23 protein-coding genes and 1 pseudogene are annotated in these 24,845 nt (G+C 33.9%); 8 read left to right on the top strand and 16 right to left on the bottom strand.

The window, feature by feature from the left end:
* Positions 1–6 precede the first annotated feature (6 nt).
* The 3 genes from ACM595_RS07270 to ACM595_RS07280 are packed head-to-tail and all read left to right on the top strand — an operon-like array spanning position 7 to position 2,788.
* Positions 7–957, top strand: coding sequence for an ABC transporter substrate-binding protein (locus ACM595_RS07270; RefSeq protein ID WP_011302420.1), 951 nt, complete (start codon positions 7–9; stop codon positions 955–957).
* 6 nt (positions 958–963) lie between these two features.
* On the top strand, positions 964–1,725 hold the full coding sequence (locus ACM595_RS07275; protein WP_002482415.1) for an ABC transporter permease: 762 nt from the start codon (positions 964–966) through the stop codon (positions 1,723–1,725).
* A 10-nt stretch (positions 1,726–1,735) separates the two neighbouring features.
* Complete coding sequence (locus ACM595_RS07280; RefSeq protein ID WP_228160985.1) at positions 1,736–2,788, top strand: acyl-CoA dehydrogenase family protein; 1,053 nt, start codon at positions 1,736–1,738, stop codon at positions 2,786–2,788.
* 81 nt (positions 2,789–2,869) lie between these two features.
* Here ACM595_RS07280 and ACM595_RS07285 read toward each other — a convergent pair whose 3' ends face one another.
* The 10 genes and pseudogenes from ACM595_RS07285 to ACM595_RS07330 all read right to left on the bottom strand — a co-directional run bounded on the left by ACM595_RS07285 (position 2,870) and on the right by ACM595_RS07330 (position 11,319).
* Entirely contained in the window at positions 2,870–3,634 is a 765-nt protein-coding gene (locus ACM595_RS07285; RefSeq protein WP_037537721.1) for an alpha/beta hydrolase, read from the bottom strand.
* A gap of 18 nt (positions 3,635–3,652) precedes the next feature.
* Positions 3,653–4,342 (bottom strand): ABC transporter permease, encoded by a 690-nt coding sequence (locus ACM595_RS07290; protein ID WP_002482412.1) that lies wholly within the window; start codon positions 4,340–4,342, stop codon positions 3,653–3,655.
* A gap of 2 nt (positions 4,343–4,344) precedes the next feature.
* Entirely contained in the window at positions 4,345–5,286 is a 942-nt protein-coding gene (locus tag ACM595_RS07295) for an osmoprotectant ABC transporter substrate-binding protein (protein WP_041079257.1), read from the bottom strand.
* Positions 5,287–5,301: 15 nt separating this feature from the next.
* Positions 5,302–5,937, bottom strand: coding sequence for an ABC transporter permease (locus ACM595_RS07300; RefSeq protein WP_129334999.1), 636 nt, complete (start codon positions 5,935–5,937; stop codon positions 5,302–5,304).
* Complete coding sequence (locus ACM595_RS07305; protein ID WP_002482409.1) at positions 5,937–7,121, bottom strand: betaine/proline/choline family ABC transporter ATP-binding protein; 1,185 nt, start codon at positions 7,119–7,121, stop codon at positions 5,937–5,939. Before ACM595_RS07305 ends, ACM595_RS07300 begins: the two co-directional genes overlap by 1 nt.
* A gap of 296 nt (positions 7,122–7,417) precedes the next feature.
* Positions 7,418–7,891, bottom strand: coding sequence for a thioesterase family protein (locus ACM595_RS07310; protein ID WP_069821577.1), 474 nt, complete (start codon positions 7,889–7,891; stop codon positions 7,418–7,420).
* A gap of 1 nt (position 7,892) precedes the next feature.
* On the bottom strand, positions 7,893–8,858 hold the full coding sequence (locus tag ACM595_RS07315) for a 3-hydroxyacyl-CoA dehydrogenase NAD-binding domain-containing protein (protein ID WP_075339871.1): 966 nt from the start codon (positions 8,856–8,858) through the stop codon (positions 7,893–7,895).
* Positions 8,858–9,745, bottom strand: coding sequence for a 3-keto-5-aminohexanoate cleavage protein (locus tag ACM595_RS07320; protein ID WP_069821579.1), 888 nt, complete (start codon positions 9,743–9,745; stop codon positions 8,858–8,860). The genes ACM595_RS07315 and ACM595_RS07320 overlap by 1 nt, the downstream gene beginning before the upstream one ends.
* A gap of 182 nt (positions 9,746–9,927) precedes the next feature.
* Entirely contained in the window at positions 9,928–10,488 is a 561-nt protein-coding gene (locus ACM595_RS07325) for a TetR/AcrR family transcriptional regulator (RefSeq protein ID WP_002482405.1), read from the bottom strand.
* A 237-nt stretch (positions 10,489–10,725) separates the two neighbouring features.
* Positions 10,726–11,319: pseudogene (locus tag ACM595_RS07330) on the bottom strand (YdeI/OmpD-associated family protein).
* A 187-nt stretch (positions 11,320–11,506) separates the two neighbouring features.
* On the opposite strand from ACM595_RS07330, the gene ACM595_RS07335 reads away from it, so the two are divergent.
* Positions 11,507–12,865, top strand: a complete 1,359-nt coding sequence (locus tag ACM595_RS07335; RefSeq protein WP_069821580.1) for an APC family permease — start codon at positions 11,507–11,509, stop codon at positions 12,863–12,865.
* A gap of 98 nt (positions 12,866–12,963) precedes the next feature.
* On the opposite strand, the gene ACM595_RS07340 is transcribed toward ACM595_RS07335, so the two are convergent.
* From ACM595_RS07340 to ACM595_RS07355, 4 genes are all read right to left on the bottom strand, one after another.
* The gene (locus ACM595_RS07340; protein WP_002482402.1) at positions 12,964–14,136 is read right to left on the bottom strand and encodes an MFS transporter; all 1,173 of its coding nucleotides are present in this window, start codon (positions 14,134–14,136) and stop codon (positions 12,964–12,966) included.
* Between the two features lie 260 nt (positions 14,137–14,396).
* A complete protein-coding gene (locus ACM595_RS07345) occupies positions 14,397–15,170 on the bottom strand; it encodes an ABC transporter permease (RefSeq protein WP_069821581.1) in 774 nt (257 codons plus the stop codon).
* The gene (locus ACM595_RS07350; protein WP_002482400.1) at positions 15,167–15,817 is read right to left on the bottom strand and encodes an ABC transporter ATP-binding protein; all 651 of its coding nucleotides are present in this window, start codon (positions 15,815–15,817) and stop codon (positions 15,167–15,169) included. Before ACM595_RS07350 ends, ACM595_RS07345 begins: the two co-directional genes overlap by 4 nt.
* A gap of 88 nt (positions 15,818–15,905) precedes the next feature.
* A complete protein-coding gene (locus ACM595_RS07355; RefSeq protein WP_041079269.1) occupies positions 15,906–16,688 on the bottom strand; it encodes a CPBP family intramembrane glutamic endopeptidase in 783 nt (260 codons plus the stop codon).
* Positions 16,689–16,885: 197 nt separating this feature from the next.
* Here ACM595_RS07355 and ACM595_RS07360 point away from each other — a divergent pair, with 197 nt between their 5' ends.
* The gene (locus ACM595_RS07360; RefSeq protein WP_041079270.1) at positions 16,886–18,469 is read left to right on the top strand and encodes an FMN-binding glutamate synthase family protein; all 1,584 of its coding nucleotides are present in this window, start codon (positions 16,886–16,888) and stop codon (positions 18,467–18,469) included.
* Positions 18,470–18,618: 149 nt separating this feature from the next.
* Here ACM595_RS07360 and ACM595_RS07365 read toward each other — a convergent pair whose 3' ends face one another.
* Positions 18,619–19,134, bottom strand: a complete 516-nt coding sequence (locus ACM595_RS07365) for a thioredoxin domain-containing protein (protein ID WP_069821582.1) — start codon at positions 19,132–19,134, stop codon at positions 18,619–18,621.
* Positions 19,135–19,335: 201 nt separating this feature from the next.
* Here ACM595_RS07365 and ACM595_RS07370 point away from each other — a divergent pair, with 201 nt between their 5' ends.
* Positions 19,336–20,412, top strand: a complete 1,077-nt coding sequence (locus ACM595_RS07370; protein ID WP_069821583.1) for a M42 family metallopeptidase — start codon at positions 19,336–19,338, stop codon at positions 20,410–20,412.
* A 108-nt stretch (positions 20,413–20,520) separates the two neighbouring features.
* On the opposite strand, the gene ACM595_RS07375 is transcribed toward ACM595_RS07370, so the two are convergent.
* Positions 20,521–21,339, bottom strand: a complete 819-nt coding sequence (locus ACM595_RS07375) for an SDR family oxidoreductase (RefSeq protein ID WP_037537770.1) — start codon at positions 21,337–21,339, stop codon at positions 20,521–20,523.
* 227 nt (positions 21,340–21,566) lie between these two features.
* Here ACM595_RS07375 and ACM595_RS07380 point away from each other — a divergent pair, with 227 nt between their 5' ends.
* Both ACM595_RS07380 and ppx read left to right on the top strand, forming a co-directional pair.
* Entirely contained in the window at positions 21,567–23,105 is a 1,539-nt protein-coding gene (locus ACM595_RS07380; protein WP_069821584.1) for an AbgT family transporter, read from the top strand.
* 212 nt (positions 23,106–23,317) lie between these two features.
* Positions 23,318–24,844: an exopolyphosphatase gene (ppx, locus tag ACM595_RS07385; protein WP_069821585.1), complete on the top strand. Its 1,527-nt coding sequence runs from the start codon at positions 23,318–23,320 to the stop codon at positions 24,842–24,844.
* Position 24,845 lies beyond the last annotated feature (1 nt).

Raw genomic sequence — 24,845 nt, forward strand, 5'->3', positions numbered from 1 at the left:
AGCATATTGAAAAAATTATTAATCCTTTCTCTAATATTCCTAGTATTACTTTCTGCTTGTACACAAAGTAATAGTCAAAAACAATCCGATAAAAAAGAAACTATAAAAATTGGTTATTTACCTATTACACATTCAGCAAACTTGATGATGACCCAACAAATACAGCAACAAACCAAAAACGCGAATTACAACTTAGAACTAGTAAGATTTAATAATTGGCCTGACCTGATGGACGCTTTAAATAGCGGCAAAATCGATGGTGCATCTACCTTAATCGAACTTGCGATGAAATCTAAAGAGAAAGGTTCAAATATTAAAGCAGTTGCTCTAGGCCATCACGAAGGTAATGTCATTATGGGACAAAATAACGAAACAATTTCAGACTTCCATAATCACGAAGATTATAGCTTTGCGATACCACATCGGTATTCGACACATTACCTACTATTAGAAGAAATGCGAAAACAACTTCATTTAGACTCTGATACCTTTAGTTATCATGAAATGGCGCCTGCAGAAATGCCCGCAGCTTTAAGTGAAAATCGTATTTCAGGATACTCAGTAGCTGAACCTTTTGGTGCCTTAGGAGAAAAACTAGGCAAAGGACATACGCTAAAACATGGTAGCGATGTGATACCTGATGCATATTGCTGTGCACTTGTGCTCAGAGAGGATTTAATCAATCAACACCATCATACAGCACAAGCTTTTATGACTGATTATAAAAAAGCTGGTTATAAAATGAACAATAAAAAGCAAAGCGTAGAAGTCATGAGTAAACATTTTAAACAAGATAAAAAAGTTTTAAAACAATCAGCAGATTGGACTTCTTATGGAGATTTAACAATTGAAAAAGAAGGCTATAATAAAATCACTCATTTAGTCAAAGAACATAAATTATTTAACACACCTGACTATAAAGATTTTGTTGATCCAACATTATACAAGGAGGGCTAGTACGCATTGACACATGCATTAACTAAAAAATTCACTTTACCTATTATTAGTTTCATCATTTTCTTATTTATATGGCAATGCGTGATTTGGATAGGAAATTATCAACCTATCCTCTTACCTGGTCCTTTACTTGTTGCTAAGAGCATTTGGCAGTTCATCATTTCCGGGGAAATATTTTCTCATTTGTTTATTAGTTTATTTCGTTTCATAGTCGGATTTGTTCTTGCCATTTTAATAGGTGTTCCTATCGGATTTTTATTAGGTCGTGTAAATGCACTATTCCATGCCATCGAACCACTTTTACAATTAATTAGACCTATATCACCTATCGCTTGGTCACCTTTCGTTGTACTTTGGTTTGGTATCGGTAGCTTACCAGCTATGGCAATTATTTTTATCGCTGCTTTCTTTCCGATTGTTTTTAACACAATTAAAGGCATTAGACATATTGAACCTCAATATTTAAAAATCGCTTCAAATCTTAACTTAACAGGTTGGCAATTATATAAAAATATCTTATTCCCTGGTGCCTTCAAACATATTATGGGTGGTATTCATATGGCTGTAGGTACGAGTTGGATATTTTTAGTTTCTGGTGAAATGATTGGTGCCCAGTCTGGATTAGGCTTTTTGATAGTAGATGCAAGAAATATGTTGAACTTAGAAGATGTATTAGCCGCAATATTTTTTATTGGTTTGTTCGGCTTCATTATAGATAGATTTATTAGTTATTTAGAAAAATTAATTCTAAAACGATTCGGAGAATAAAGGAGACGTTATTTTGAGTTTACAAACACTTATCGAAAATGAATTAGATCCATATTTAATTGAAATAGATGAAGGTACACACTATCCTAAACAATTTATTCAAACTTTATTTAAAGAAGGTTATTTTAAAGAAAATGATTTGAAAAATAATTTAGAAATTATTGAAGAAGTATCCAAATCTTGTCTAACTACAGGATTTTGCTTATGGTGCCAACTCGCATTCTCAACATACTTAGAAAATGCTGACCAAGCGCATTTAAATCATGATTTACAACAATCATTATTAAATGGTGATATATTAGGCGCAACTGGTTTATCAAATCCTATGAAATCATTTAATGATTTAGAGTCTTTCAATTTATCTCACCATTATCAAGAGGGAAAATTTTACGTAAACGGTAGACTTCCAGCAGTAAGCAATATCAGTTCTGATCACTACTTTGGGGCCATTTCAAAGTCTGAAACTGATGATGAATTAGTAATGTTTATTGTACATGCCAATCAAGATGGTATTACACTTGATGAGAAGTCGAATTTCTTAGGTGTCAATGGTTCAGCAACATTTGCGATAACGATGGATGATGTACTGATTCCTGACACGCAAATCATCACGCATGACGCAAAATCATTTGCCTCAGATATTCGACCAAAATTTGTAACACTACAAGTGCCTATTGCCCTAGGTTCCGTTCGTGCTTCACTTGATTTAATTCATAAATTCTCTGACGCACAAAATGGCATCAATAAATATTTAGAATACGACATTTCAGATTTTGAATCACGCTATAAACAGATCAAGCAAGACTTTTATAACCTTGTTGCAAAAAATGATTTGGATAATCAATTTGGCGAACTTATTCGACTTAAAAAAGAAGCTGGATATTTACTATTAGAAGTTAATCAGGCGTCTATGGTCAATGGTGGTTCAAGAGCATACTCTCCTAAAGCACCACAAGCACGTAAGTTGAAAGAAGGATTTTTCTTTGCAGCATTGACACCTACCTTAAGACATTTAGGTAAATTAGAAGAAGAATTTAAATCATCTAATTATACTGTAAATTAGTTTAAATTTTTCTAATATACGTAAAAAAGCATCCCTCTATGGGGATGCTTTTTTTGACTCATATCATTCCGATTTGATTTTCTATATTCCTTCTATGAACCACTTGATTGCACGTTGTATCGCTTTATCCCAATATGCGTAATCATGTTCACCAGGTCCATCTTCAAATATGTTTGGTATTTGGCGTTTATTTAAATATTGTACAAACTGCTGATTGTCTCGGTATAAATCATCTTCTGTACCACACATGATAAGCAATTCGGGAATTTCTTTTTGTTTCTTAATCGCTTCATCCACTAAATAATACGGATCTAAGTTTGTATTTGCTACTTGTGCATTTGGACCAGCAATTGCAGATCCAGAATAATCATACCAATCATAATCAATCAAACCTTGTGCGTTAAATGCAGCAGATAAAGGACAAGCTTTCGCAAAACGATGACCTTCTAACAGCGCATATTTGATTGTGCCATAGCCACCCATCGAATGTCCCGCAATAAAATTGTCCTCTTTGCTAGTCGAGAGTGGTAATATTTGATGCGCATAATCCAATACTTCAAGTATATAATCATAATATTTATGACCATACACCATATTACTATAACCACTATGATCTGCATTCGGCATGATTACTGCTAATTGATGCTCATTTGCATACCGTTCAATACTCGTATAACGCATATACGACGTTTCGTCACTTGAAAGTCCGTGTAAAAGCAATAACGTTTTCAAGGCTTTCGGTTGTGCATTTGAATCAAAATAAGTAGCGTCTTCAGGTAAAATCACTATAAAAGGATGATGCATACCAATCGTCGTCGAATTATAGTTTATTGATAATATTGCCAAAGTCAGTCACAACCTTTATTAATTAATACTTTGTGGTTCGTGTTTTTTCTTCTTATGCGTTTTATTAGATGGATCTAAACGTTTTTCCAAAAATCTTAAGAAGATATCAATTAAAATTGCAATTAAAGCAATTGGAATTGCACCAGCTAAAATAAATGTGGTTCCGTCTGTTGCATTTGTACCTCGAATAACAATGTCACCTAAAGTTGGCGCACCTATGAATGAGCCGACTGCAACAACCCCGATGGCTACAACAAGCGCAATTCTCAGTCCACCAAGAATGACTGATAAAGATAATGGTAATTCAATCATACGCAAGACTTGATTGCGCGTCATTCCCATACCTTTACCAGCATCTTTAATATTTTCATCGACACCAACAATACCAGTAAATGTATTTTTTATAATTGGTAATAGTGCGTATAAGAATACCGTTACCACTACAGTTGTAGGACCTAGTCCCATCACTAACATTAATATTGCTAACATCGCAATAACAGGTACAGTTTGAATGATGTTTGCAATGGTAATAATTGTCCAAGACAATTTTTTATATCTTGCAATGACGATACCAATAGGAATACCTACAATAGCTGCAAATAGAACACCATAAACAGACATAAGTAAATGCTTAATAAATAAATCCCATAGGTAGCCAAAGTTTACTGAATAATATTCAATTAATTGTTGAAATAAATTACCTTCCATTACTAATGACCACCTTTCTTATCATTTTCAAAATAGTTATGTGCTTTTAAGAATTTTTCAGCGACGACTGCAGGCTCTTGACCTTCACCATCAGCTTGATAATTAAGTTTCTGCATTTCACTCGTTGAAATTTTATTGTGTAATTTTTCTATTGTTGGTTTTAATTCTGGATGCTGTTTTAATAAATTATTTGTCGCCACTGAACTTGCGTCATAAGGTGGGAAGAAATGTTTGTCATCTTTCAATACTTTTAAATCATATGCGGCAATTCGACCATCCGTTGAATACCCGACTGCTACATCTAAATTATTCGAATTCAATGCATCATATACTAATCCGATTTGCATTGGTCGTACTGTATTAAAATCAAAGCCATATGCTTTCGTAAATCCTGGATAACCATCGCCTTCACGGTTTAACCATGAACTATCGACACCTAGTTTCAATTTATCGCTATGCGCTTTTAAATCAGACACAGTTTCTAAATTATATTTTTCAGCAGTTGCTTTAGTTACCATAAATGCATAAGTGTTTGCAAATCCATATGAATCAAAAAATGTTTGATCAAATTTCTTTTGGAAACCATCTTGTGTCGCTTTCATAGCTTTTTTTGGATCTTTAATAGGATTTTCATTTAATGCACCTGTTAAATCCGTACCATTATAACGGGCACCTGATAAGTTTGCATCACCATTTACGAGTGCGTTATGTTGAATGGTACTCGATCCTAAGTTGTTAATTAATGATGGTTTGATTTTTCCTTCTGTATCATGTTCTATTAATAGTCTCAACATATGAGACATAATTTGTGACTCGCTCGTTGCAAGTGCTGTGATTTTGACCTCGTTGTCTGAGCTATTTCCACCTAAACCGGGTAAACTACATCCAGATAACACCGTCAGACACAGTACAAGCGCGATACAATACTGTTTTATCTTTTTCATAATGTCCTCCTTAAATTATCTGGATACTTTTAATCCTTTGGGTACTGCCCATTTTTCTACTAATGATAATAGTACATCCACTATTAATGCTAATGCTGTAACTAATACAGCTGCACTCACAATCATTAATGGGTCATATAAGTTCAATCCATTAAATACAAAGTCACCTAAGCCACCTGCACCTACATAACTTGCAAGTGTTGCCCAACTAATGACATAAATAGATGATAATCGTATACCACCCAAGATTAATGGTAAAGCTAATGGTAATTCAACGTCTTTCATTAATTGAAAGCGTGTCATCCCCATACTGATTGCTGCTTCTTTAAGATTACTATCAATATTCTTAACACCTAATACTGTGTTATTTAATATTGGTAGTAGTACATAGATAAATAATGCGACAATGGCCGGTAATTTTCCAACACCAAAGATTGGTATCATTACAGCTAATACTGCTAATGTTGGTATCGTTTGTAATACACCAGCAATTGTGAGAACAATGTTTGAAGTTCTTTTCATTTTGGATAGTATAATACCTAATGGTACTGCGACTACGATTGCAATTAACAAAGCGATCATTGAGATATAAAAGTGTTCGACTGTTTTGGAAATCAGTTGCCCACCATATTGCTCTATGAATTGTTTCATTACTTATCAGCTCCTACATTATCGGGCTCAACAATTGCGTCTTGTGTAGCATCATCGTCTTCATCTGTTTCTCCCCAGATACTGTCATACACGATATCTACTAAGTTTGCTCTCGTAACCAATCCAATTAACGTTTCTTCATCACTATCCACTACAGGTACGTTTCTTACATTTCTTTTCAATATTGTACGAACTGAATCTTGTAATTTACTATCTATTCTTACGCGATAGATATCGCGTTGCATTGTATCAATCAGTTCTTTATTTCCACGTAAACCTTGATTGATATCTTCAATATCTAAATATCCAAGTAATCTACGATTGTTACCCACAACAAAGATGGTATCAACACGACGATCTCTCATAATCTTAACTGCTTCATTTAATGAGCTATCCGCATGAACTGTTACAGGTTTAATCATCGCATCTTTAACTGTACGCATGTTAGGTCTATCTTGAATCAATCTATTTTGACCAATAAAGTCTCGTACGAAATCGTTTTCAGGATGTCTTAAAATATTGTCTGGCGTATCAAATTGTATGACACGTCCCTCAGACATAATGCAAATTTTATCTGCCAGTTTAATAGCTTCATCCATATCATGTGTAACGAAAATGAAGGTCTTACCTAACTTTTGTTGTAGTTCTTTAACCAAGTCTTGCAACGTATCTCTCGTAATTGGATCTAACGCGCCAAATGGTTCATCCATTAAAATGATATCTTGTTCTGCTGCTAACGCACGCACAACACCGATACGTTGCTGTTGTCCTCCTGAGAGCTGCGATGGATATCTATCTAAAAATTCTTCTGGTAAATCCACTAATTTTATCAGTTCTTTAGCTTTTTTCTCTTTCTTTTCTTGAGACCATTTTAAAAGTTTAGGTACTAATACGATATTTTCTCTAATCGTCATATGTGGCATCAATCCAATTTGTTGTATCACATACCCAATTTTTCTACGTAGCTCAACTGGGTTCATTTTGCGAACATCTTTGCCATTTATAGCTATTTGCCCTTCAGTTGCTTCAATCATTCTATTGATCATTCTTAATGCAGTTGTTTTACCACTACCACTTGTCCCTATAAATGCAATAAATTCACCGGCTTCAATCTCAAGTGAAATATTATCTACAGCTTTCTTTCCTCCACCATAGACTTTAGATAAGTTTTTAATACTTAACATGAGTCAATTCCTTTCTATGTACATATTCAATTTCAAATATTTCATAATAAATATAGGACTATCTGTGGATGTTATACAAATACTAAAAAATAAGTAAAAACATGAGCACACATAGCCCTACTTTATTCGTGTGTAAACAATCAAAACAGAATAATCAATTTAGCTTTGATTTTATCATCCTATATATAACAAGATACATTAATAAATAACATTAAACAATTTATAACCAAATATTTGGTTATATAAAATATTTTTAACACCTTTTTATTCAATCGTTTCAAACTCATTCAAAAATTTTATTTACGTTTTATACCAATAAGATGTCCAAGTTCTTTGGGTTGTTTTTTTATTGAAGCATGTTGTGCATAATCATCAATTGCTTTTTGTATATCAGTAGGAAAAGCATCAGGCTTATGCAATTTAGTATTCATTCCCATTAACATAACCTCATAAGTTGCACACTTATCATTTGCTTCATCACTTAATGTCATAAACACATGTAATCTTTTGGTGTCGTAATCAAATAACTCAACTGTAGCAGTAATCGCTTCATTTACTTTAATTTCTTTTAAATACATAACGTGGTTTTCTAAAGTAAAGACAGTGTAGTCCAACGTTTCAATTGTTTGCACATCTAACCCTAAAAATGCGAGCCATGCATCCGTTGCATCACTAAATACACGATTATATTCTGCGTCATTCATATGCCCATTATGGTCGACCCAAGCTTCATTTACATGCGTCTTGTATTCATATAATTTGTTTGTCATTTTATTTCACCGATTGTTGTGTTTTCTTTTTCATAGAGGGTGTATCTTCTGGCCAATATGACTCAGCAAGTTGTTTTACTTTTACTAAGAATTCATTACGTTTTTGGTCAAGTTCCGCCATTGTTTTTCCTTGAGAAGATGATTCACAGCCATTGACTACTTCGTCATACAGGTCCTGTGTTAATTCTGGTGCTACTAATTTAGTCCATGGTTTTTTTAAAGCTGGACCAAATTGTTTCAGCATGTGACGCATACCGCCTTCACCACCGGCCAAATGGAAAGTCATGAATGGACCATATTGTGCATAGCGCAAACCAGCAGCATGTGTAAATGCTTTATCAACTTCTTCCGTTGTCGCTATACCATCATTAACAATGTGCAATGCCTCTCTCCAAAGTGCTTCCATTAATCTATCTGCTACATGTCCTTCAATCTCATGTCTAACATGAAGTACATCCATACCAATGCTTTCGTAAATTTCTTCAGCTTTTAATGTTGTTGCTTCCGTTGTTGCTTTACCAGGAACGATTTCAACGAGCGGTAAAATATAAACTGGATGAAATGGGTGCGCTACAATCAATCTCTCAGGATGTTGTAAATTTTGTTGCAATTCTGATGGCATAATACCAGAAGTACTCGAACCAATCGTTGCATCTGTTTTCGCATAAAAATCAATTTCTGTCAGCACTTGATCTTTTAAAGATTCAATTTCTGGAACATTTTCTTGTATATGATCTGCATCTTTAACCGCTTCTTCCAAATAAGGTGTAAATGTTAAATTATCGATTGCAGCGCCTTCTGCTAAACCTAATTGTTCTGCATATGGCCAATTTTGTTTCACTTGTTTTAACATTCTTTCATATGCGCCTTCACTTGGGTCTGTAGCAATGACTTCATGCCCATGAGCTAACATTCTAGTAATCCATCCACTTCCGATAACGCCTGTACCTACAACTGCAAACTTCATTATGCTCCTCCTTGTGGATCTCTTAATTGATATTTTTTACGTGCTTCTGCCGGGGTCATTGGTTCTATATCTAATCCGTTCAATATTTCGACAGCTTTTTCAACTAATTGCTCATTTGTTGCCTTAACACCTTTGGCTAAATATAAATTGTCTTCTAATCCAACACGAACGTTGCCGCCACGCTTTGCTGCTTCTTCAACCGTTGGAAATTGCATTCTTCCAATACCAAATGCTGACCAGTGGGCATGCTCCGGTATACGCGTTTTAAAGTATTCTATCGTTTCTGGATCATTTTCAGCTCCCCAAGGTATACCTAAACAAAATTGGAACATTGGTTCACCATCAATTAATCCTTCACTGATTAATTGCTTAGCGAATGAAATATGACCACTGTCAAAGCACTCTAATTCAGGCTTAACACCAACCTCTTTTACAAGTTGAGCTTGTTTTCTTAACCAATCAGTTGGACTTAAATAAACTGTATCTCCCATGTTGACACTACCACAATCTAAAGTACACATTTCAGGTAGTAAGCTGCCTATCGGTTCATGTCTTTCTTCTGGTGTTTGTATATCAGATCCTTCTGCAGCGAGATATGGATCTTCAAGGTTTGGAATAAAATCTCCGCCACCACCTGACGTAATATTTATAATAATATCTTCATCTGCAGCTCTAATAAGTCGTACGGCTTCTTTGAAAAATTCAACATCGTGGCTAATACCACCTGTCTCTGGATCTCTCGCATGAATATGTGCAACTGTCGCGCCTGCTCTTGCACATTTTATTGCTGATTCAGCAATCTCTTGAGGTGTTACAGGAACACACTTATTCTTTGCTGTAGTATCTCCAGCACCTGTTAAAGCTGCTGTTAGCATCACTTTTTTCATTGATTATAAACCTCCACAGAGTTATTTAACACATCGATAAGTGTACCAACCAGACGGTTTAGTTTCAAGTTTTATAAATATAAAAAATAAGGATAAACAACATTCAAAAGTTGATTATCCTTATACTATCAGTGGTTTACATGAATTAAACATTTTATTATTTTTTTATTAATTTAGAACATTTAGCCATTGCTTTCTTGATTTTTATTGGGGTGCGTATATTCGGTTAATCTATTCAAAACTTGTTCTCTCATGTTTTCATCAAGTCCATCTAGTCCAAATATTTCTGAAAGCCACAAACCATCCACTGCCAGACGAATAATTGTAGCGTCTACTTTGTCTAATCCATCATTTTCAATATTAGTTTGCCACTCTTTATAAGTGTCCTGTAAAGGTAATAACAAATTGCTATTAATACCTTGTGCAGCAAGCATTCCTGAGGTAATCGATCCATTTTCTGAACGATGAGATCTCGTCGCTTCAATAAACGCCCGTGCCCATTTCCCTTGGTCTTGTTTATCTGCATGTACATGTCCATTCACATTTTCTCTATATAATTCATCGGCATGATCAACAAGACCTTGAATTAATGCAAACTTGTTTTTAAAGTGATACAATAGCCCACCTTTACTGACACCTGCCTTTTTGGCAACGGCATCTAGCGTTAAATATTCACTACCTTGCTCATCTACAATTGCTGCAGCAGCTTGTAGTAATTGTATCCTCTTGGAAACTCTCGGCATTCATACACCTTCTTTCTCAAAATACGTTTCAAAATATGACTTAACCGTAGTTTTATATTCGAGCAAACTATATACGATATATGATAAAGTTGCAACTTCATTTTTGGATGCTGAACTAAAATGTGTGCTATTTTATCATAACTCAAGCGTTAACCTTCATAAGGCAATCCGCTTTGTATTTTTGCATACGTCGTTCACATGATAACTTCTTTTACTTGTACAAATGCTTTCAAGTATTTAATCATTCATGCCTTTGCCATCCAATATATAATCAATATATTTTTCTACTCGATTTTCACGTGTTGCCGCTCTCTTTGCCTGACCAATATGATACATATATTGCCTTTGTCTACCAGGCGTTAAGTTATTGAATGCTTCTTTTAATTCTGGCATTGCATCTAATTTTGCTTGTAATTCTTCAGGCATATCATAGTCTTCAGTTTTTTTCATAGGTACTTTCTCACCTGATTTTTCTATTCTAATCGCTTCTTCAACATACCATTTAATCTCGTCTCTACGTTGATTAACTTCATCTAAACTTTCGAAACGTAATTGTCTTGCTGCTTGTACATTTTTAGTTTGTTGTATAAGTGATTGATAAGGATCTTCCATAATAGCACCTTTTTCAAAAAGTAATGCGCAATAATGCTTAAAGTCTTGTATGATAACGACATTTTTATCATCTAACGTGTAGCAAGGATGCATCCATTTATAATCTTCAGTTAATTCCGTTTCATTTATAATTTAACGTAAAATTTTAAATTCCTCTTGCCATTGTTTCAATCTATCAATAAATGCATTTACTTTAATATTTTCTTTTTCATTAGTCATAAAAATTACACCTCTTAATAATTTTTTTATTAACTTTATTCTACTATGAAAACCTTTGATTTATCTATAATTAGCTTTTTCAAAAACTTAACTCTTGTTTTCCGATAAGTTTACTATGAATTAAGGGATAATTATGTTATAATTTTTTTATTATTTTTAAAAATACATATAATTTAGAGGTGATTGAATGCAACAAGCAACAAACTTAAAAAAAGTATTAGGCTTTACGGATGTAATGGGTATTGCTATAGGTCAAATTATCGGTGCTGGCGTCATGTCGCTAACAGGCATTGGCATACAAATGACCGGAAGTGGTATCACACCCGCATTTATCTTATCCGCAATCATTACATTACTAACGATGTTCCCAATTGCCATATTAGGATCCACATTACCTACGACTGGTGGTATGTATCAGTATACAAGTCGTTTATTGTCCCCTAAAATCGGGATATTTTGGTTATTATTATTCATCTTTTTACAGGTTACATTATCTTTATATGCTTTATCATTCGCACAATACTTAGAAGGACTCTTACCAGGTATTCCTGTTAGACTTGTTGCTTTTGCCTTACTTACCATTTTATTTATTGTTAATATCATTGGTATTAAGTCAGCATCTATCATTGGTAATTTAATGGTTGTCATTCTAATTATTGCTTTGTCTTGTTTTATCATTTTCGGTCTTCCACATGTGGATTTTGGTGTTTTTAATATGCATGCCATGCTTCCGGATGGATTCACAGGATTCTTTACTGCCGTTGGGCTTGTTTCGTTTGCAACTGGTGGCGCGCAAGTTGTTGCTGAATTAGGTGGAGAAATGAAAAATCCAAAAAGAGATATTCCAATAGTCATTATCATTGCAACTATATTTGTAGGTTTGTTATACGCTTTTATCGCTTCTATTGCTGTAGGGGTACTCCCAATTCCAGAGGTTTCTGGCAGACCATTAACGAGTGTTGCGCAAGAAGTCTTGCCGACCCCAGTATTCATCTTCTTCATGGTTGGGGGCGCAATGTTCGCATTAGCGACTACACTCAATTCAACGTTTACTTGGGTAACTAAAAGTTTATTAGTTGCAATACACGATGGTTATTTACCTAAACGTTTAGGTAGTGTGAACAAACGATTTGGTACACCTCATTGGCTTTTATTACTTTTCTACATTATTGGTGCATTACCTATTATTACAGGTATGTCACTAAATGTTGTAGCACAGTTAGGTACTGGGATTTCATTAATTGTTTTTGCTTTTCCAGCTTTAGCTTCTACGCAACTACCCAAAAAATATCCAGATGCTTATAAGCAATCGCCGTTTAAAGTACCCTATCCAATACTTGTAACGATGGCAATCATTGCTATTATTGTGCTATTGTATCAATCTTATTTATTAATTTCTGATTTAAAAATAGGTTATATTATTGGTACATTAATTTATATTTTACTTTCCGCTATTATTGCGCAAGTTTCTAATAAGAAAAATAAAATTGCACTTAGCGATATTCATTTTAATACAGCCCAATCAATAGAAAAATCAACTTTATAAATTAAAAAAAGGACTTACATCCTCTCTTCTACATTGAGAATGTAAGTCCACTTTTATATACAAAGCACTGTTCATTTTATAAGTGTAATTGATTTACCTTAGGCTCTATTAAATTTAGTCATTTGCTTTAGACTAATGATTAAAATAAAAGCTACGAATGCGATGGCTGCAGTGAAGTACGTAGTTGCTAAAACATCTATTTTAGAAACAACTAGACCACCGACAATACCACCAATGCCGATACCCGCATTTAAACTAGACATATTCCAACTCATCACTTGGCTTGTATCACCTTCAACATGTTCTATAATACCACTTTGAACAGCTGGATTTGTACTCCATTGCATGATATTCCATATGAAGATAATCATTAATAATACGCCTGTCACTGATAAGAATAAATTCAACAGTAACATCATCGTGATAAATATAATAGTGGCAATCGTTAGCCAACGTTTACTCGTCAATTTATCTGAAAGGAACCCACCCATCGATGTTCCAATAACACCTGCAACACCATTGATTAATAATACAATCGATACGAAGGATAAGTCATGACCACTTGATAACATAAGTGGATTAATATAAATAAATGTCACAGAATTTGCAACTAGCAATAAGAATGTGATAGCTAAAAACTTAGCGACTTCTCCTGGTCTAAGTATTTTAGAATAATTACTTTCACGCTGCTTAGTACTAGACTCTGTATTTACCGTTTGATATTGAGGTTGTGGTACATAGAAATACATCAATATACCTACTAACACACTTACAAAGACAATAAATAAGAATGTATATCTCCATCCAACTAAGTCACCGATAATTGTCCCAATTGGTACACCAAGTACATTTGCGCCACTAAAGCCTGAATAAACAATACCTATCATTTTCCCTCGATGTTGTGGCGCAGTTAATAAAGCTGTTAGCGCTAATATTTTAACCACGATAAGTGCTGCTGCTGCAGATGATATGATGCGTCCAAATACTAAAATAGAAAAATTAGGTGCAAAAGCAATGATCATATTTCCGACAATAAAAACAAGCAATGCATATAATAATACAGGTCTTGGAGAAAACCGATTCGTTAATTTCACTAATATAGGTCCTGCAATGGCAAATGTGATGGCATAAAGCGTCACTAACTGTCCAATAATCGCTTCCGAAACATGCAAGTCAATGCTCATCAAATTCATAATCCCTGCAACCATCATTTCAACCATACCTACGATAAAGATACTCAAAATAAAGGTGGCAATTCTCATAATCGACATCTTTTCACTCCTCCCTTAAATTAAGATGTAAATTTTTACATAACTATTACATTATAAACCATACGTCAACACGTTTGAACACTTCTGAATTTGCTCTCACAGCAAATATCCAACCATACAAAAAAAGAACCTGAGACATCAATAGATATCTCAGATTCGTGTTTATATTGAAACATAACAATAAAGCTCTGCTCAATTCTTTTTAAAATTTTTATTAAAATGCTGAACAGTGCTTTATATACTCGCCGTCTATCCAATATTTATGCGTCTTCTTGGTTTAAATGTCTACTTATCAGTTGATCGCGGTGATTAAAGAATTGTTTATAACTTAAATAAGTCGCAATAAGCGCAGACATAATCGTCGCAGTTGTGTGAATAAAGACAACCATTAATTGAAATTTAACAGCTTGTAACGGCTCTACGCCTCCAATAATTAAGCCGGTCATCATACCTGGTATCGAAACAATGCCATACGTTTTAACGGAATCAATTGTTGGTACAATCGCCGTTTTCACACTATTACGTATCGTTTCTTTAGAAGATAATTTGGGATTCGCACCAAGTGCTAACTTAGATTCAATTTGGCTCATTTCTTTCACAAATTCTCTATCTAAATTTTGATAGGCTAAATTTATAGCAATTAAACCATTACTACCTAGCATACCTGCAATCGGTATCACTTCATTAGGCTTAAACTCTATCGCCCCTGTTAAAACGACACCAACTAGAGGTAACGCTACACCAACAAAAATGGAAACAAACGAAATCCAAAATACATGATGCATTACTGGAGATGCTCTACTAATTGTATTCCACGAAGCATTAATAATAATGACTAGTACAAATACGATTAATAGCCATGTTTGATTCACACCAAATATAAAATGCAATAGAAAGCCGAGAATAATTAATTGAATAATTGCTCTAACCGTCGCAATTAATAAATCTTTAATAATATGTAATTTTTCTTTGTAAGAAACAATAATCGGAAAAAGTAAGAGGAGACCCGTTAATGCTAGTGCAGTTGTACTCATGATAAACGCTCCTCCTTATCGATTTTGCCATCCACAATTCTAATTTTCTTTTTAAAATGTCTATTACTTTGATCATTACTATGTGTAATCCATAAAATAGCAACGCCTTCATCAGCCAATTTAAAGATTAAGGATTCTATTTTTTCACTATTATGCACATCCAAAGCACTTGTCGCTTCATCTAGAAGCAATACCTTTGGTGTGTACATGAGTTGTCTCGCTATCGTAATACGTTGTCTTTCACCACCGGATAAATGTTCAACACGTGTATTAAAATTATAATGACCTAAACCTACTGTTTTCAATAAACGTTTAGCTTGTTTACGATCGAATTTATCTTGTCTAACTTCTGCTGGAAAAGCTAGATTTTCTCCGATAGTTCTATCAAATAAATCACTTTCTTGTAATAGATAACTTACATTCATACGTAGTTGTTCTGGGTTTATTTGTTCGTAAGGCTTATCATTTAAATATAGTTCTCCTTTTGTTGGGCTAATCAAATTACTAATCAAACGCAACAATGTACTTTTACCACTTCCGGAAGGCCCTACAATTGCTATCGTATCGCCTGCCTCAATTTTTAAATTTATATCATTGATAATATCCCGGTTATCTATCTTATATGTTATGTTTTTTAGTTCTAACATAGAAGCCCACCTTTTTTAATTTCTCGCATTACTATTCCCTAACTTTTCAATTTTAATAGCTTGTTTCATCAATAAGCTCAAAAATCATTTATTTTAAAATAACGATAGCTATAAATGATATGAGATTATTTAATGCATGTAATGTTATTGAAACGGCCAAATTCATTCCGCTCTTCACATATACAAAGGCTAAACCAGCCCCAATGATGAGATAACTACCGATTTCAAATAGTGATGTTGCACCTAACACATGCACACTTGCAAATAATATCGTTGAGAGTATCGAGGCAACAGTATATGTTATCTTTTTGCCTAACTCATGAATAATTAAATGTCTAAATAATAGTTCTTCGATGATTGGTGTGAGTATGACAATATCTATAAATAGAAATGGTAACATCCAATTATTTTCAAACATTTTTTCTAAAAGCATTTGATTTTGAGTTTCTGTATATTGCAATCCTTTAGGTAAAAATTCCATCATCCAATCATATAAACTATTTAATCCAAGTGTGACAATATAAGTCGCCACGATGATAAACAGATATTTAGGGATTGCAAGAATGCGTTGGTTGGAAATCGGTATTAAACGATCTTTTAAATGCATTGCATAAAAACTAACTAATATAACGATTTCGGCAAGCAAGCCACCCATAATTAGTATGTTTTCATCAGTTACAAAAGTTTCATTTTTAAAATTAAATACTGAATAGACAATATATATAGCAGCAAATAACAAGAGTGGCATGATGTTATTCGCTAATAAATAAATTGGAATAAGCCAAAAATCTCTTTTTACAATTTTTTTGTTATCCCAAACACTTATATCTTGCTGATTATTATTTTTTAATTCGGTTGATTTCTCAGTCATATGACACCTTCCTAATTCGTACATATACTAAATATATCATGTCTACTTATAGTGTATATACAAATTATTAAATTTTTTATCAACTTCCTTTCTAAAATATTATAATCTCAAATAACTTACTTATTCAACTCACTATATTATTGTAATATGTTCATTTTGTTGTACTATATAATTAACATAAGGGGGGGCTGATTTTTATGACTATATTAACTACCTTGCAATTTATCGTTAATATTATAATTGTATTCTTTTTATTTAGTGTTCTGGTAATGGGGGCAGTGTTACTTTTTAAAGATAAACGACAAAAGCAACATAGTGTGCTACGCAATTATCCACTACTTGCACGCATACGTTATTTTGGAGAAAAAATTGGGCCTGAATTACGTCAGTATCTATTTTTGGCTGATACCAAAGGTAAACCATTTACAAGAAATGATTTTACAAATATTGTCGTTGCGGGTAAATATAATTCTAGAATGACAAGTTTTGGAACACAACATGATTATGAAGATGGTTTTTATATACAAAACACGATGTTTCCTTTACAAACAGCTGAGTTACATATCGACCAATCACCTATGATTTCTTCTTTTATTTATAAAATTGATAACGAACGCTTGTTTAACCGTGATGAACATAGAACAAAAGTTGAAATAGATCCTTACTATTTATCAGATGAAGACCAAATTATATTAGGTGCTCAACTTAAGCATCCATTTAAAATAAAACGTTTAGTAGGTCAATCAGGTATGAGTTATGGCGCTTTAGGTAGCCGTGCTATCACTGCCCTTTCAAAAGGGCTGGGTCAAGCTGGTACATGGATGAACACGGGCGAAGGTGGTTTATCGGAACATCATCTATCTGGAAACGTTGATATTATATTTCAAATTGGACCAGGCTTATTTGGTGTTCGTGATAAAGCAGGAAAGTTTGACCAACAAGCCTTTATCGATTTATCCCATAATCAACATATTAAAGCATTTGAAATCAAATTAGCACAAGGCGCCAAAACACGTGGTGGCCACATGCAAGGCAACAAAGTCACAGAAGAAATCGCTTCTATAAGAAAAGTAGAACCTTGGGTGACAATAAACTCACCTAACCGTTTTGAGCATATCGACAGTCCAGATGCCTTATTGAATTGGGTCCATGAATTACAACAAACCGGACAAAAACCTGTTGGCTTTAAAATGGTCATTAGCAAAGTATCTGAAGTAGAAAACCTTGTTCGTACAATGGTTGAAAATCAGCAATATCCTAATTTCATTACCATCGACGGAGGAGAAGGCGGTACTGGTGCAACATTCCAAGAATTAGAAGATGGTGTCGGCTTACCTCTATTTACAGCGCTTCCTATTTTAACAGCATTATTGGAAAAATATGGTATTAGAGATCAAATTAAAGTTTTTGCATCAGGCAAATTGATAACGCCAGATAAGATAGCTATCGCATTAGGACTTGGCGCAGACTTGGTAAACATCGCCCGTGGCATGATGATTAGTGTTGGGTGTATTATGAGCCAACAATGTCATATGAATACTTGTCCAGTAGGTGTGGCAACGACTGATCCTAAACGTGAAAAAGGATTAATCATCGATGAGAAAAAATATCGTGTCACTAATTTTATTACAAGTTTACATGAAGGCTTATTTAATATTTCTGCAGCTATAGGCGTAGATTCCCCTACAAAAATTACAAAAGAACATATTATCATTAAAAATAAAGATGGTGGTATCCAATCTATACAGGACTATAAATTAAAATTAATTGAACACGCTTAACTGATTAAGTTCGCTAAAGTTAAAGTAAATAATAAGCATTGAACTACTCAATACTTTTGCAATTCACATGATTTAATCCAAGCTAAGCCAAAAAAATCTCAAGCGTTAAAGTAATCACTTTAACGCTTGAGATTTTTTTATTTTATAGATTACTTTAATTTAGAAATAGCTTCATTTAACAATGACTCAATTTTATCTTGTTCATCTTTTAACGGGTTAAATTCAAATTTTTTGTCATTAATAAATACAGTGGGTATCCCTTTAATACCGCGTTCAAAAGTTTCTTCATTGATTGCTAAAGAGCGTTCATCTGCATCTTTTTGAGGTGTTAAATTAAATTCATTTGCCATTTTATCTTCAACAGTGGCAAAACTTGCTTTCCATTGATCTTGTGTATCGTATAATTGGCGAATAATTGCTAATGTTTCTTCAGGATTGTCATAATTTAAATGAATGTTTGCAACTGTTCCTTTTAATAATGCTTGTTTTGTTTTATCAAAATGTTTAACGACATGTTGCACTTCACCTGACTCAATATAAGGTGTGAGTGCATGATCTGCTGCTTTAAAATAGTTCTTGCAGAACGGACATGCAAAATTGATAAACGACTCAATTGTTATTGGCGCATTTTTCGAACCAAATGTTAGATGTTTAACTTCTGTCATAATTAATCCCTCCACTTTATCTATAATACTATTGAAACATGACACATTACATATTGCACTCATTTAGTCTTAGTATTTTAGTAAGGATTAACAATCATTGTTGTTTCTTATGATTTGAATTTGTATTCAATCAAAAAACTATATTATTAAATTCTAAATGGTAAAATATAGATACACATTAATTTTTAAGGGGGAATTCTTATGAATGATTCAGTAAAATTACTAAAATCACTAACGGATGTCGATGGCATTGCTGGACACGAAATGGCAGTCAAAGAATTAATGAACGATTATTTAACACCCGTAAGCGATGAAATTATCGAAGACAATCTTGGTGGTATTTTTGGTAAAAAATCAGCTACTAATGGAGATAAAACATTAATGGTTGCAGGTCATCTAGACGAAGTTGGTTTTATCGTTACTAAAATTGATAACAATGGTTTCTTAAAATTCACACCCATTGGCGGTTGGTGGAACCAGGTCATGCTTTCGCAAAAGGTAACGATTACAACAGATGAAGGTAAAAAAATCAGAGGTATCATCGGTTCAAAACCCCCTCACGTATTATCACCAGAGGAACGTAAAAAAACAATTGATATGAAAGAAATGTTTATTGATATTGGTGTTAAGAGTAAAAAAGAGGCAGAACAATTTGGCATCGAAATCGGTAATATGGTGACGCCATACAGTGAATTCGAAACATTGGCTAATCAAAAATACTTAACTGCTAAAGCATTTGATAACCGCTATGGCTGTGCACTTGCCATAGATGTATTACAAAATTTAAAGAATGAAGCAATAGATATCAACTTGGTGGCTGGCGCAAATGTACAAGAAGAAGTCGGTCTGCGTGGCGCCAAAGTTGCTGCCAATAAAATCAAACCTGATTTGGCAATTGCCATTGATGTTGCCATTGCTTATGATACGCCAGGTATGTCAGGTCAAGTCAGTGATACGGCTATTGGTAATGGGCCGGTTGTGATTATTATGGACGCATCCAACATTGGTCATGTTGGTTTCACAAAACATATTAAAGACGTAGCTAAAAAACATAATATTACTGTTCAATTAGATACCACTGCTGGTGGCGGTACTGATGCCGGCAGCATTCATGTCGCTAATGAAGGCACACCAACCGTCTCTATCGGGGTTGCATTGCGTTACATGCATTCTAATGTGTCCGTTTTACACACAGATGATTATAAAAATTCGGTAGCGCTTGTAACTGAGATTGTAAAATCATTAAATAATGATGTTGTCGATCAAATTATCTGGTAATATTCGCTAACCTAATTATAAATTAAAATCCACACAGAGACTGAGTTTAATCAGTTACTGTGTGGATTTTACTACATTTCACATTCGTTCATAAAAACAGCTACCAAATTATTTCGTTGTATTTTTCCAACTATCATCACTTAACATTTCTCCTGGCCATGTATACGCCATAACACCACCATCTATTGTGATAGACTCACCCGTTATAAATGAACTGTCATCAGACGCAAGGAAGGCTACAAGTTTGCCAACTTCTTCAGGTGTTCCTAATCTACCTAATGGTGTAACCCATTTTTGATTATCTCTAAATGCTTTACCCGCTTCATCTTCAGCCGTACCTGTTAATTTATCTACAAGTGGTGTTTCAATCGTACCTGGTGAAATAGCATTTGCTCTAATATTTTCACGACCATATTCAATCGCAGTCGAACGCGTGAAATTAATGACCCCACCTTTGGCTGCATTATAACCTGAACGATTTAAATCTGCAGCTAATCCAGAAAATGATGCCGTATTGATAATCGAACCGCCCTCATCCATCATAAGCGGTAGTAAAAATTTAGTCATTAAAAATGTACCTCTTAAATCAACACCTAATATCTTATCGAATACTTCAACTGGATATTCATGAATACGCCCCGCCGCATTATCAACACCAGCGTTATTAAAGAGCACGTCTATTTTTCCATACTTTTCTTTAATTGCTTGAGCAAAGCGTTCAACTGCGTGCGCATCGGACACATCGACGATATAACCTGAAGCTGTATTGCCTGCATTATTGATTTCTTTGACAGTGTCATGCACTTTTTCTGAAATATCCACTGCCAATACATGCGCACCTTCATTCGCTAATACTTTTGCTGAGGCAGCACCAATACCTGTACTTGCACCTGTCAAAATAGCGATTTTGTTATTTAATCTTCCCATCATTCATCACTTCTCCTATCTAAAAAATGTATTTCCAGTTCTGTAAAAAACGTTTCTTTATATAATTACCTTTTCTAGAAAATTGAAACTTGATTACGCTTTTTGATACTTTTTTACATGCATATGTGTAAATTTTTTCTTAAGCACATATTTATTTTCAGAATATTTGTTCAATTAAAAAGATTATTCTGATATACTTACGCTAACTTAATTAGGAGGTAGTACATATGACTTCAAATACAAAGCATAAACCGACACTCGTAGATAGATTTTTAAATATTGTAGAAAAAGTTGGTAATAAACTACCTGATCCTAGTATTTTATTTTTCTTGATGTGCTTAGGACTTGCTATTATCACATGGATTGTTTCACTATTTCACATCACCGTAAAACACCCTGGTACAGGAGATACAATTGCTATTAAGAGTATTTTAAGTAAAGACGGTCTAATGATGATATTAAATGATGCTGTGAAGAATTTTTCTGAATTCCCAGCTCTAGGTCTCGTATTAGCTGTTATGCTTGGTGTAGGTGTGGCTGAAAAAACAGGTTATTTTGACAAATTAATGGTTCAAGTTGTACATAAAGCACCTAAAAAATTTATCGTTCCAGTCATCATACTTATTGGAATCTTAGGTAATGCAGCTGGTGATGCTGCACCTATCGTTTTACCCCCGTTAACTGCCATGGTATTTATTAAATTGGGATATCATCCTATTGCAGGATTAGCGATGGCATACGCATCAGCCATTGGTGGGTTTTCAGCAAATATCATGATCGGTATGTCAGATGCCTTATTATATGCATTTACTGAACCTGCGACTAAAATTGTTTCTGACAATGTTCATGTCAATGTGGCCATGAATTGGTATTTTATTGCTGCAAGTGTACTTGTTTTACTCCCCGCCGTTTATTGGGTAACTATGCGCTTTGTTATTCCAAGATTAGGTTCATACGACGACTCAAATTCTGATATTCAAGTTGATGATGAAAATACTGGACTGACAACAGAAGAAAATCGCGCTGTATTTTGGGCAAATATAAGTTTTTTCATCATGATTGCGTTACTTATTATTTTAGCTATACCTCAAGGCAGTTTTTTAAGAAATGCTAAAACAGGTAGCTTACTTAACGATGCCCCTATTATTAATGGCGTTGGGCTAATTATCCTTGTTTTATTCTTAGTACCTGGTTTAGTTTATGGTTTAATGATGAAGGAATTTAAAAACTCTAAAGATTTAGGTAAAATGTTAGCTGATTCTATGTCGTCGATGGGTTCATTTATCGTCATCGTATTTTTTGCAGCACAACTACTAGCATTTTTAGAATGGAGTAATTTAGGCGTTATCGTTGCTGTTAAGGGAGCCGCCTTATTACAAGGTCAAAATGGCATCATACTTATCTTAGGCATTATTTTGTTAAGCGCAATCATCAATTTATTGATTGGTAGCGCTTCTGCCAAATGGGGCATTTTAGCACCTATTTTTATACCTATGCTCATGCTTGTAGGTTTCCATCCTGCTTTCACACAAATGCTTTATCGCATCGGAGATTCAATAAGTAATCCGATTACACCGATGATGCCCTACCTACCACTGTTATTATCATATGCACAAAAATATGATAATAACATGAAGTTAGGTTCATTATTATCGAGTCTAATGCCTTATACAATTGTGTTAAGTATCGTATGGCCTTTATTTATGATTATCTGGTATTTATTAGGTTGGCCATTAGGTCCAGGCAGTCCTTTACAGGTTAAATAAACGATTATAACCAAGCATACAAGTAGCGATGTTACTGTATGCTTGGTTTTTTTCATCATTATCATTCAAACAATTGACTTATTTGTATTTACATTGGACAATATGAAAATTTTTAATCACAAATTTTATTTTTTAATGTAATATATAGGAAAGAACAGGGTAAACAAAATAGAGCATATGATAGAACCTCATTTTTTACATAGGAGGCAAACATGGAACGTATAGGATTAATTGATATCGGTTCAAATACAATCAGGTTAGTTATTTTCGAATTTGATAAAAAAACAGGTCTAAACGAATTATTGAACATTAAAACACCAGCAAGGCTAAGCCAATATTTAACAAAAGATTTGGCGATGAACAACGAAGGTATTGAAGTATTAACTAAGACATTAAGCAGTTTTAAAACTGTAGCAGATAAGTTTGAAGTAACTGAATTACATCCCATTGCTACAGCGGCAATTAGACAATCAACAAACAGAAACAAAATTATTGAAAACATCAAAAAAGAACTGAATATAAAAATCAAGTTAATACCTGAAGAAGAAGAAGCATTTTATGGTTTTTATGCCATTACTCATACCACAGACATCCAAGATGGTGTTTCTGTCGACATCGGTGGTGGTTCTACAGAAGTTACACTTTTTAAAGACAAAAAGTTAATAGAAGCACACAGTTTTCCATTTGGTGTCGTCACTTTACAGCGTAAATTCTTTGACGGTAAAGATCATAATGATAAATCTTCAATCAAAGATATGGAGAAATTTTTATCTAAACAATTTGATCAACTCGCTTGGTTAAAAGACCAAGAAGTCGCTTTAGTTGGGATAGGCGGTTCAGCTCGTAATGTTGCACGCATCCATCAATCTGAACATTCATACCCTATTGGCGGTGTCCATAATTATACAATGACGGACGATAATATCGATGAGGTATATTCTATACTTAAAAAAAGTTCTCGTGATGAATTGAAAGACATCGATGGTTTAAGTAGAGATCGTGTAGATATTATACTGCCTGCTGTCTCCGTCTTTAAAGTACTGTTTAATAAAATAGAAGCTTCGCAGTTTACATTTTCTCGTAAAGGTTTACGCGAAGGCTATGCCATGAATATTATTAGTGAGCGTTATCCAACAGAATTTAAAAAAGAAAACATTAGAAAAGATGCCCTTTTCCACTTAGCTAATGAATATGGCATAGAGGAATCGAGCGCAAATCAACGTGTTAAATTGGCACAGTCTTTATTAAAACAACTTATCAATTTAGATAAAATTGAGGTATCAGATGACGAAAAAACATTATTTGCCGAGGGTGCTTACCTGTATTACTTAGGTAGATTTATTGATTCAGATTCTAGTTCACCGCACACATATTATATTATTGCTAACTCTATGATTGATGGTTTCAAACATGAGGACCGCGTTAAATTAGCATTGCTTGCAAGTTTTAAAAATAAATCACTGTTAAAATTCTTTAGTCATGAGACGGAATGGCTACGTGGTAAAGAATTGGATAATGTTCAATCACTTGGTGGCATTATAAAATTTGTTAATGCGCTCAACATCTCTCATACAAGTGCTGTTGAGTCGATAGATTTAAAAGAAAAAGATGGCGAGTATACATTATACGTTTACTATAATGGTGCACCAATTGCTGAAGAATATCAGTCACTTCGTCAAAAAAAACATATTGAGAAAATTTTAAAAGAAAATCTTTCTATTATCTTTACAAAATCTTAAA

The sequence above is a fragment of the Staphylococcus sp. LKG3-1 genome, from assembly GCF_048568385.1.
GTDB classification, from domain to species: domain Bacteria; phylum Bacillota; class Bacilli; order Staphylococcales; family Staphylococcaceae; genus Staphylococcus; species Staphylococcus saprophyticus.

Coding starts and splice junctions, on each gene's coding strand:
- ACM595_RS07355 (WP_041079269.1), bottom strand. CDS start 16,688: ATGACTGAGAAATCAACCGAATTAAAAAATAATAATCAGCAAGATATA.
- ACM595_RS07365 (WP_069821582.1), bottom strand. CDS start 19,134: ATGACAGAAGTTAAACATCTAACATTTGGTTCGAAAAATGCGCCAATA.
- ACM595_RS07290 (WP_002482412.1), bottom strand. CDS start 4,342: ATGGAAGGTAATTTATTTCAACAATTAATTGAATATTATTCAGTAAAC.
- ppx (WP_069821585.1), top strand. CDS start 23,318: ATGGAACGTATAGGATTAATTGATATCGGTTCAAATACAATCAGGTTA.
- ACM595_RS07380 (WP_069821584.1), top strand. CDS start 21,567: ATGACTTCAAATACAAAGCATAAACCGACACTCGTAGATAGATTTTTA.
- ACM595_RS07350 (WP_002482400.1), bottom strand. CDS start 15,817: ATGTTAGAACTAAAAAACATAACATATAAGATAGATAACCGGGATATT.
- ACM595_RS07375 (WP_037537770.1), bottom strand. CDS start 21,339: ATGGGAAGATTAAATAACAAAATCGCTATTTTGACAGGTGCAAGTACA.
- ACM595_RS07370 (WP_069821583.1), top strand. CDS start 19,336: ATGAATGATTCAGTAAAATTACTAAAATCACTAACGGATGTCGATGGC.
- ACM595_RS07360 (WP_041079270.1), top strand. CDS start 16,886: ATGACTATATTAACTACCTTGCAATTTATCGTTAATATTATAATTGTA.
- ACM595_RS07300 (WP_129334999.1), bottom strand. CDS start 5,937: ATGAAACAATTCATAGAGCAATATGGTGGGCAACTGATTTCCAAAACA.
- ACM595_RS07340 (WP_002482402.1), bottom strand. CDS start 14,136: ATGTCGATTATGAGAATTGCCACCTTTATTTTGAGTATCTTTATCGTA.
- ACM595_RS07335 (WP_069821580.1), top strand. CDS start 11,507: ATGCAACAAGCAACAAACTTAAAAAAAGTATTAGGCTTTACGGATGTA.
- ACM595_RS07295 (WP_041079257.1), bottom strand. CDS start 5,286: ATGAAAAAGATAAAACAGTATTGTATCGCGCTTGTACTGTGTCTGACG.
- ACM595_RS07345 (WP_069821581.1), bottom strand. CDS start 15,170: ATGAGTACAACTGCACTAGCATTAACGGGTCTCCTCTTACTTTTTCCG.
- ACM595_RS07305 (WP_002482409.1), bottom strand. CDS start 7,121: ATGTTAAGTATTAAAAACTTATCTAAAGTCTATGGTGGAGGAAAGAAA.
- ACM595_RS07310 (WP_069821577.1), bottom strand. CDS start 7,891: ATGACAAACAAATTATATGAATACAAGACGCATGTAAATGAAGCTTGG.
- ACM595_RS07320 (WP_069821579.1), bottom strand. CDS start 9,745: ATGAAAAAAGTGATGCTAACAGCAGCTTTAACAGGTGCTGGAGATACT.
- ACM595_RS07315 (WP_075339871.1), bottom strand. CDS start 8,858: ATGAAGTTTGCAGTTGTAGGTACAGGCGTTATCGGAAGTGGATGGATT.
- ACM595_RS07325 (WP_002482405.1), bottom strand. CDS start 10,488: ATGCCGAGAGTTTCCAAGAGGATACAATTACTACAAGCTGCTGCAGCA.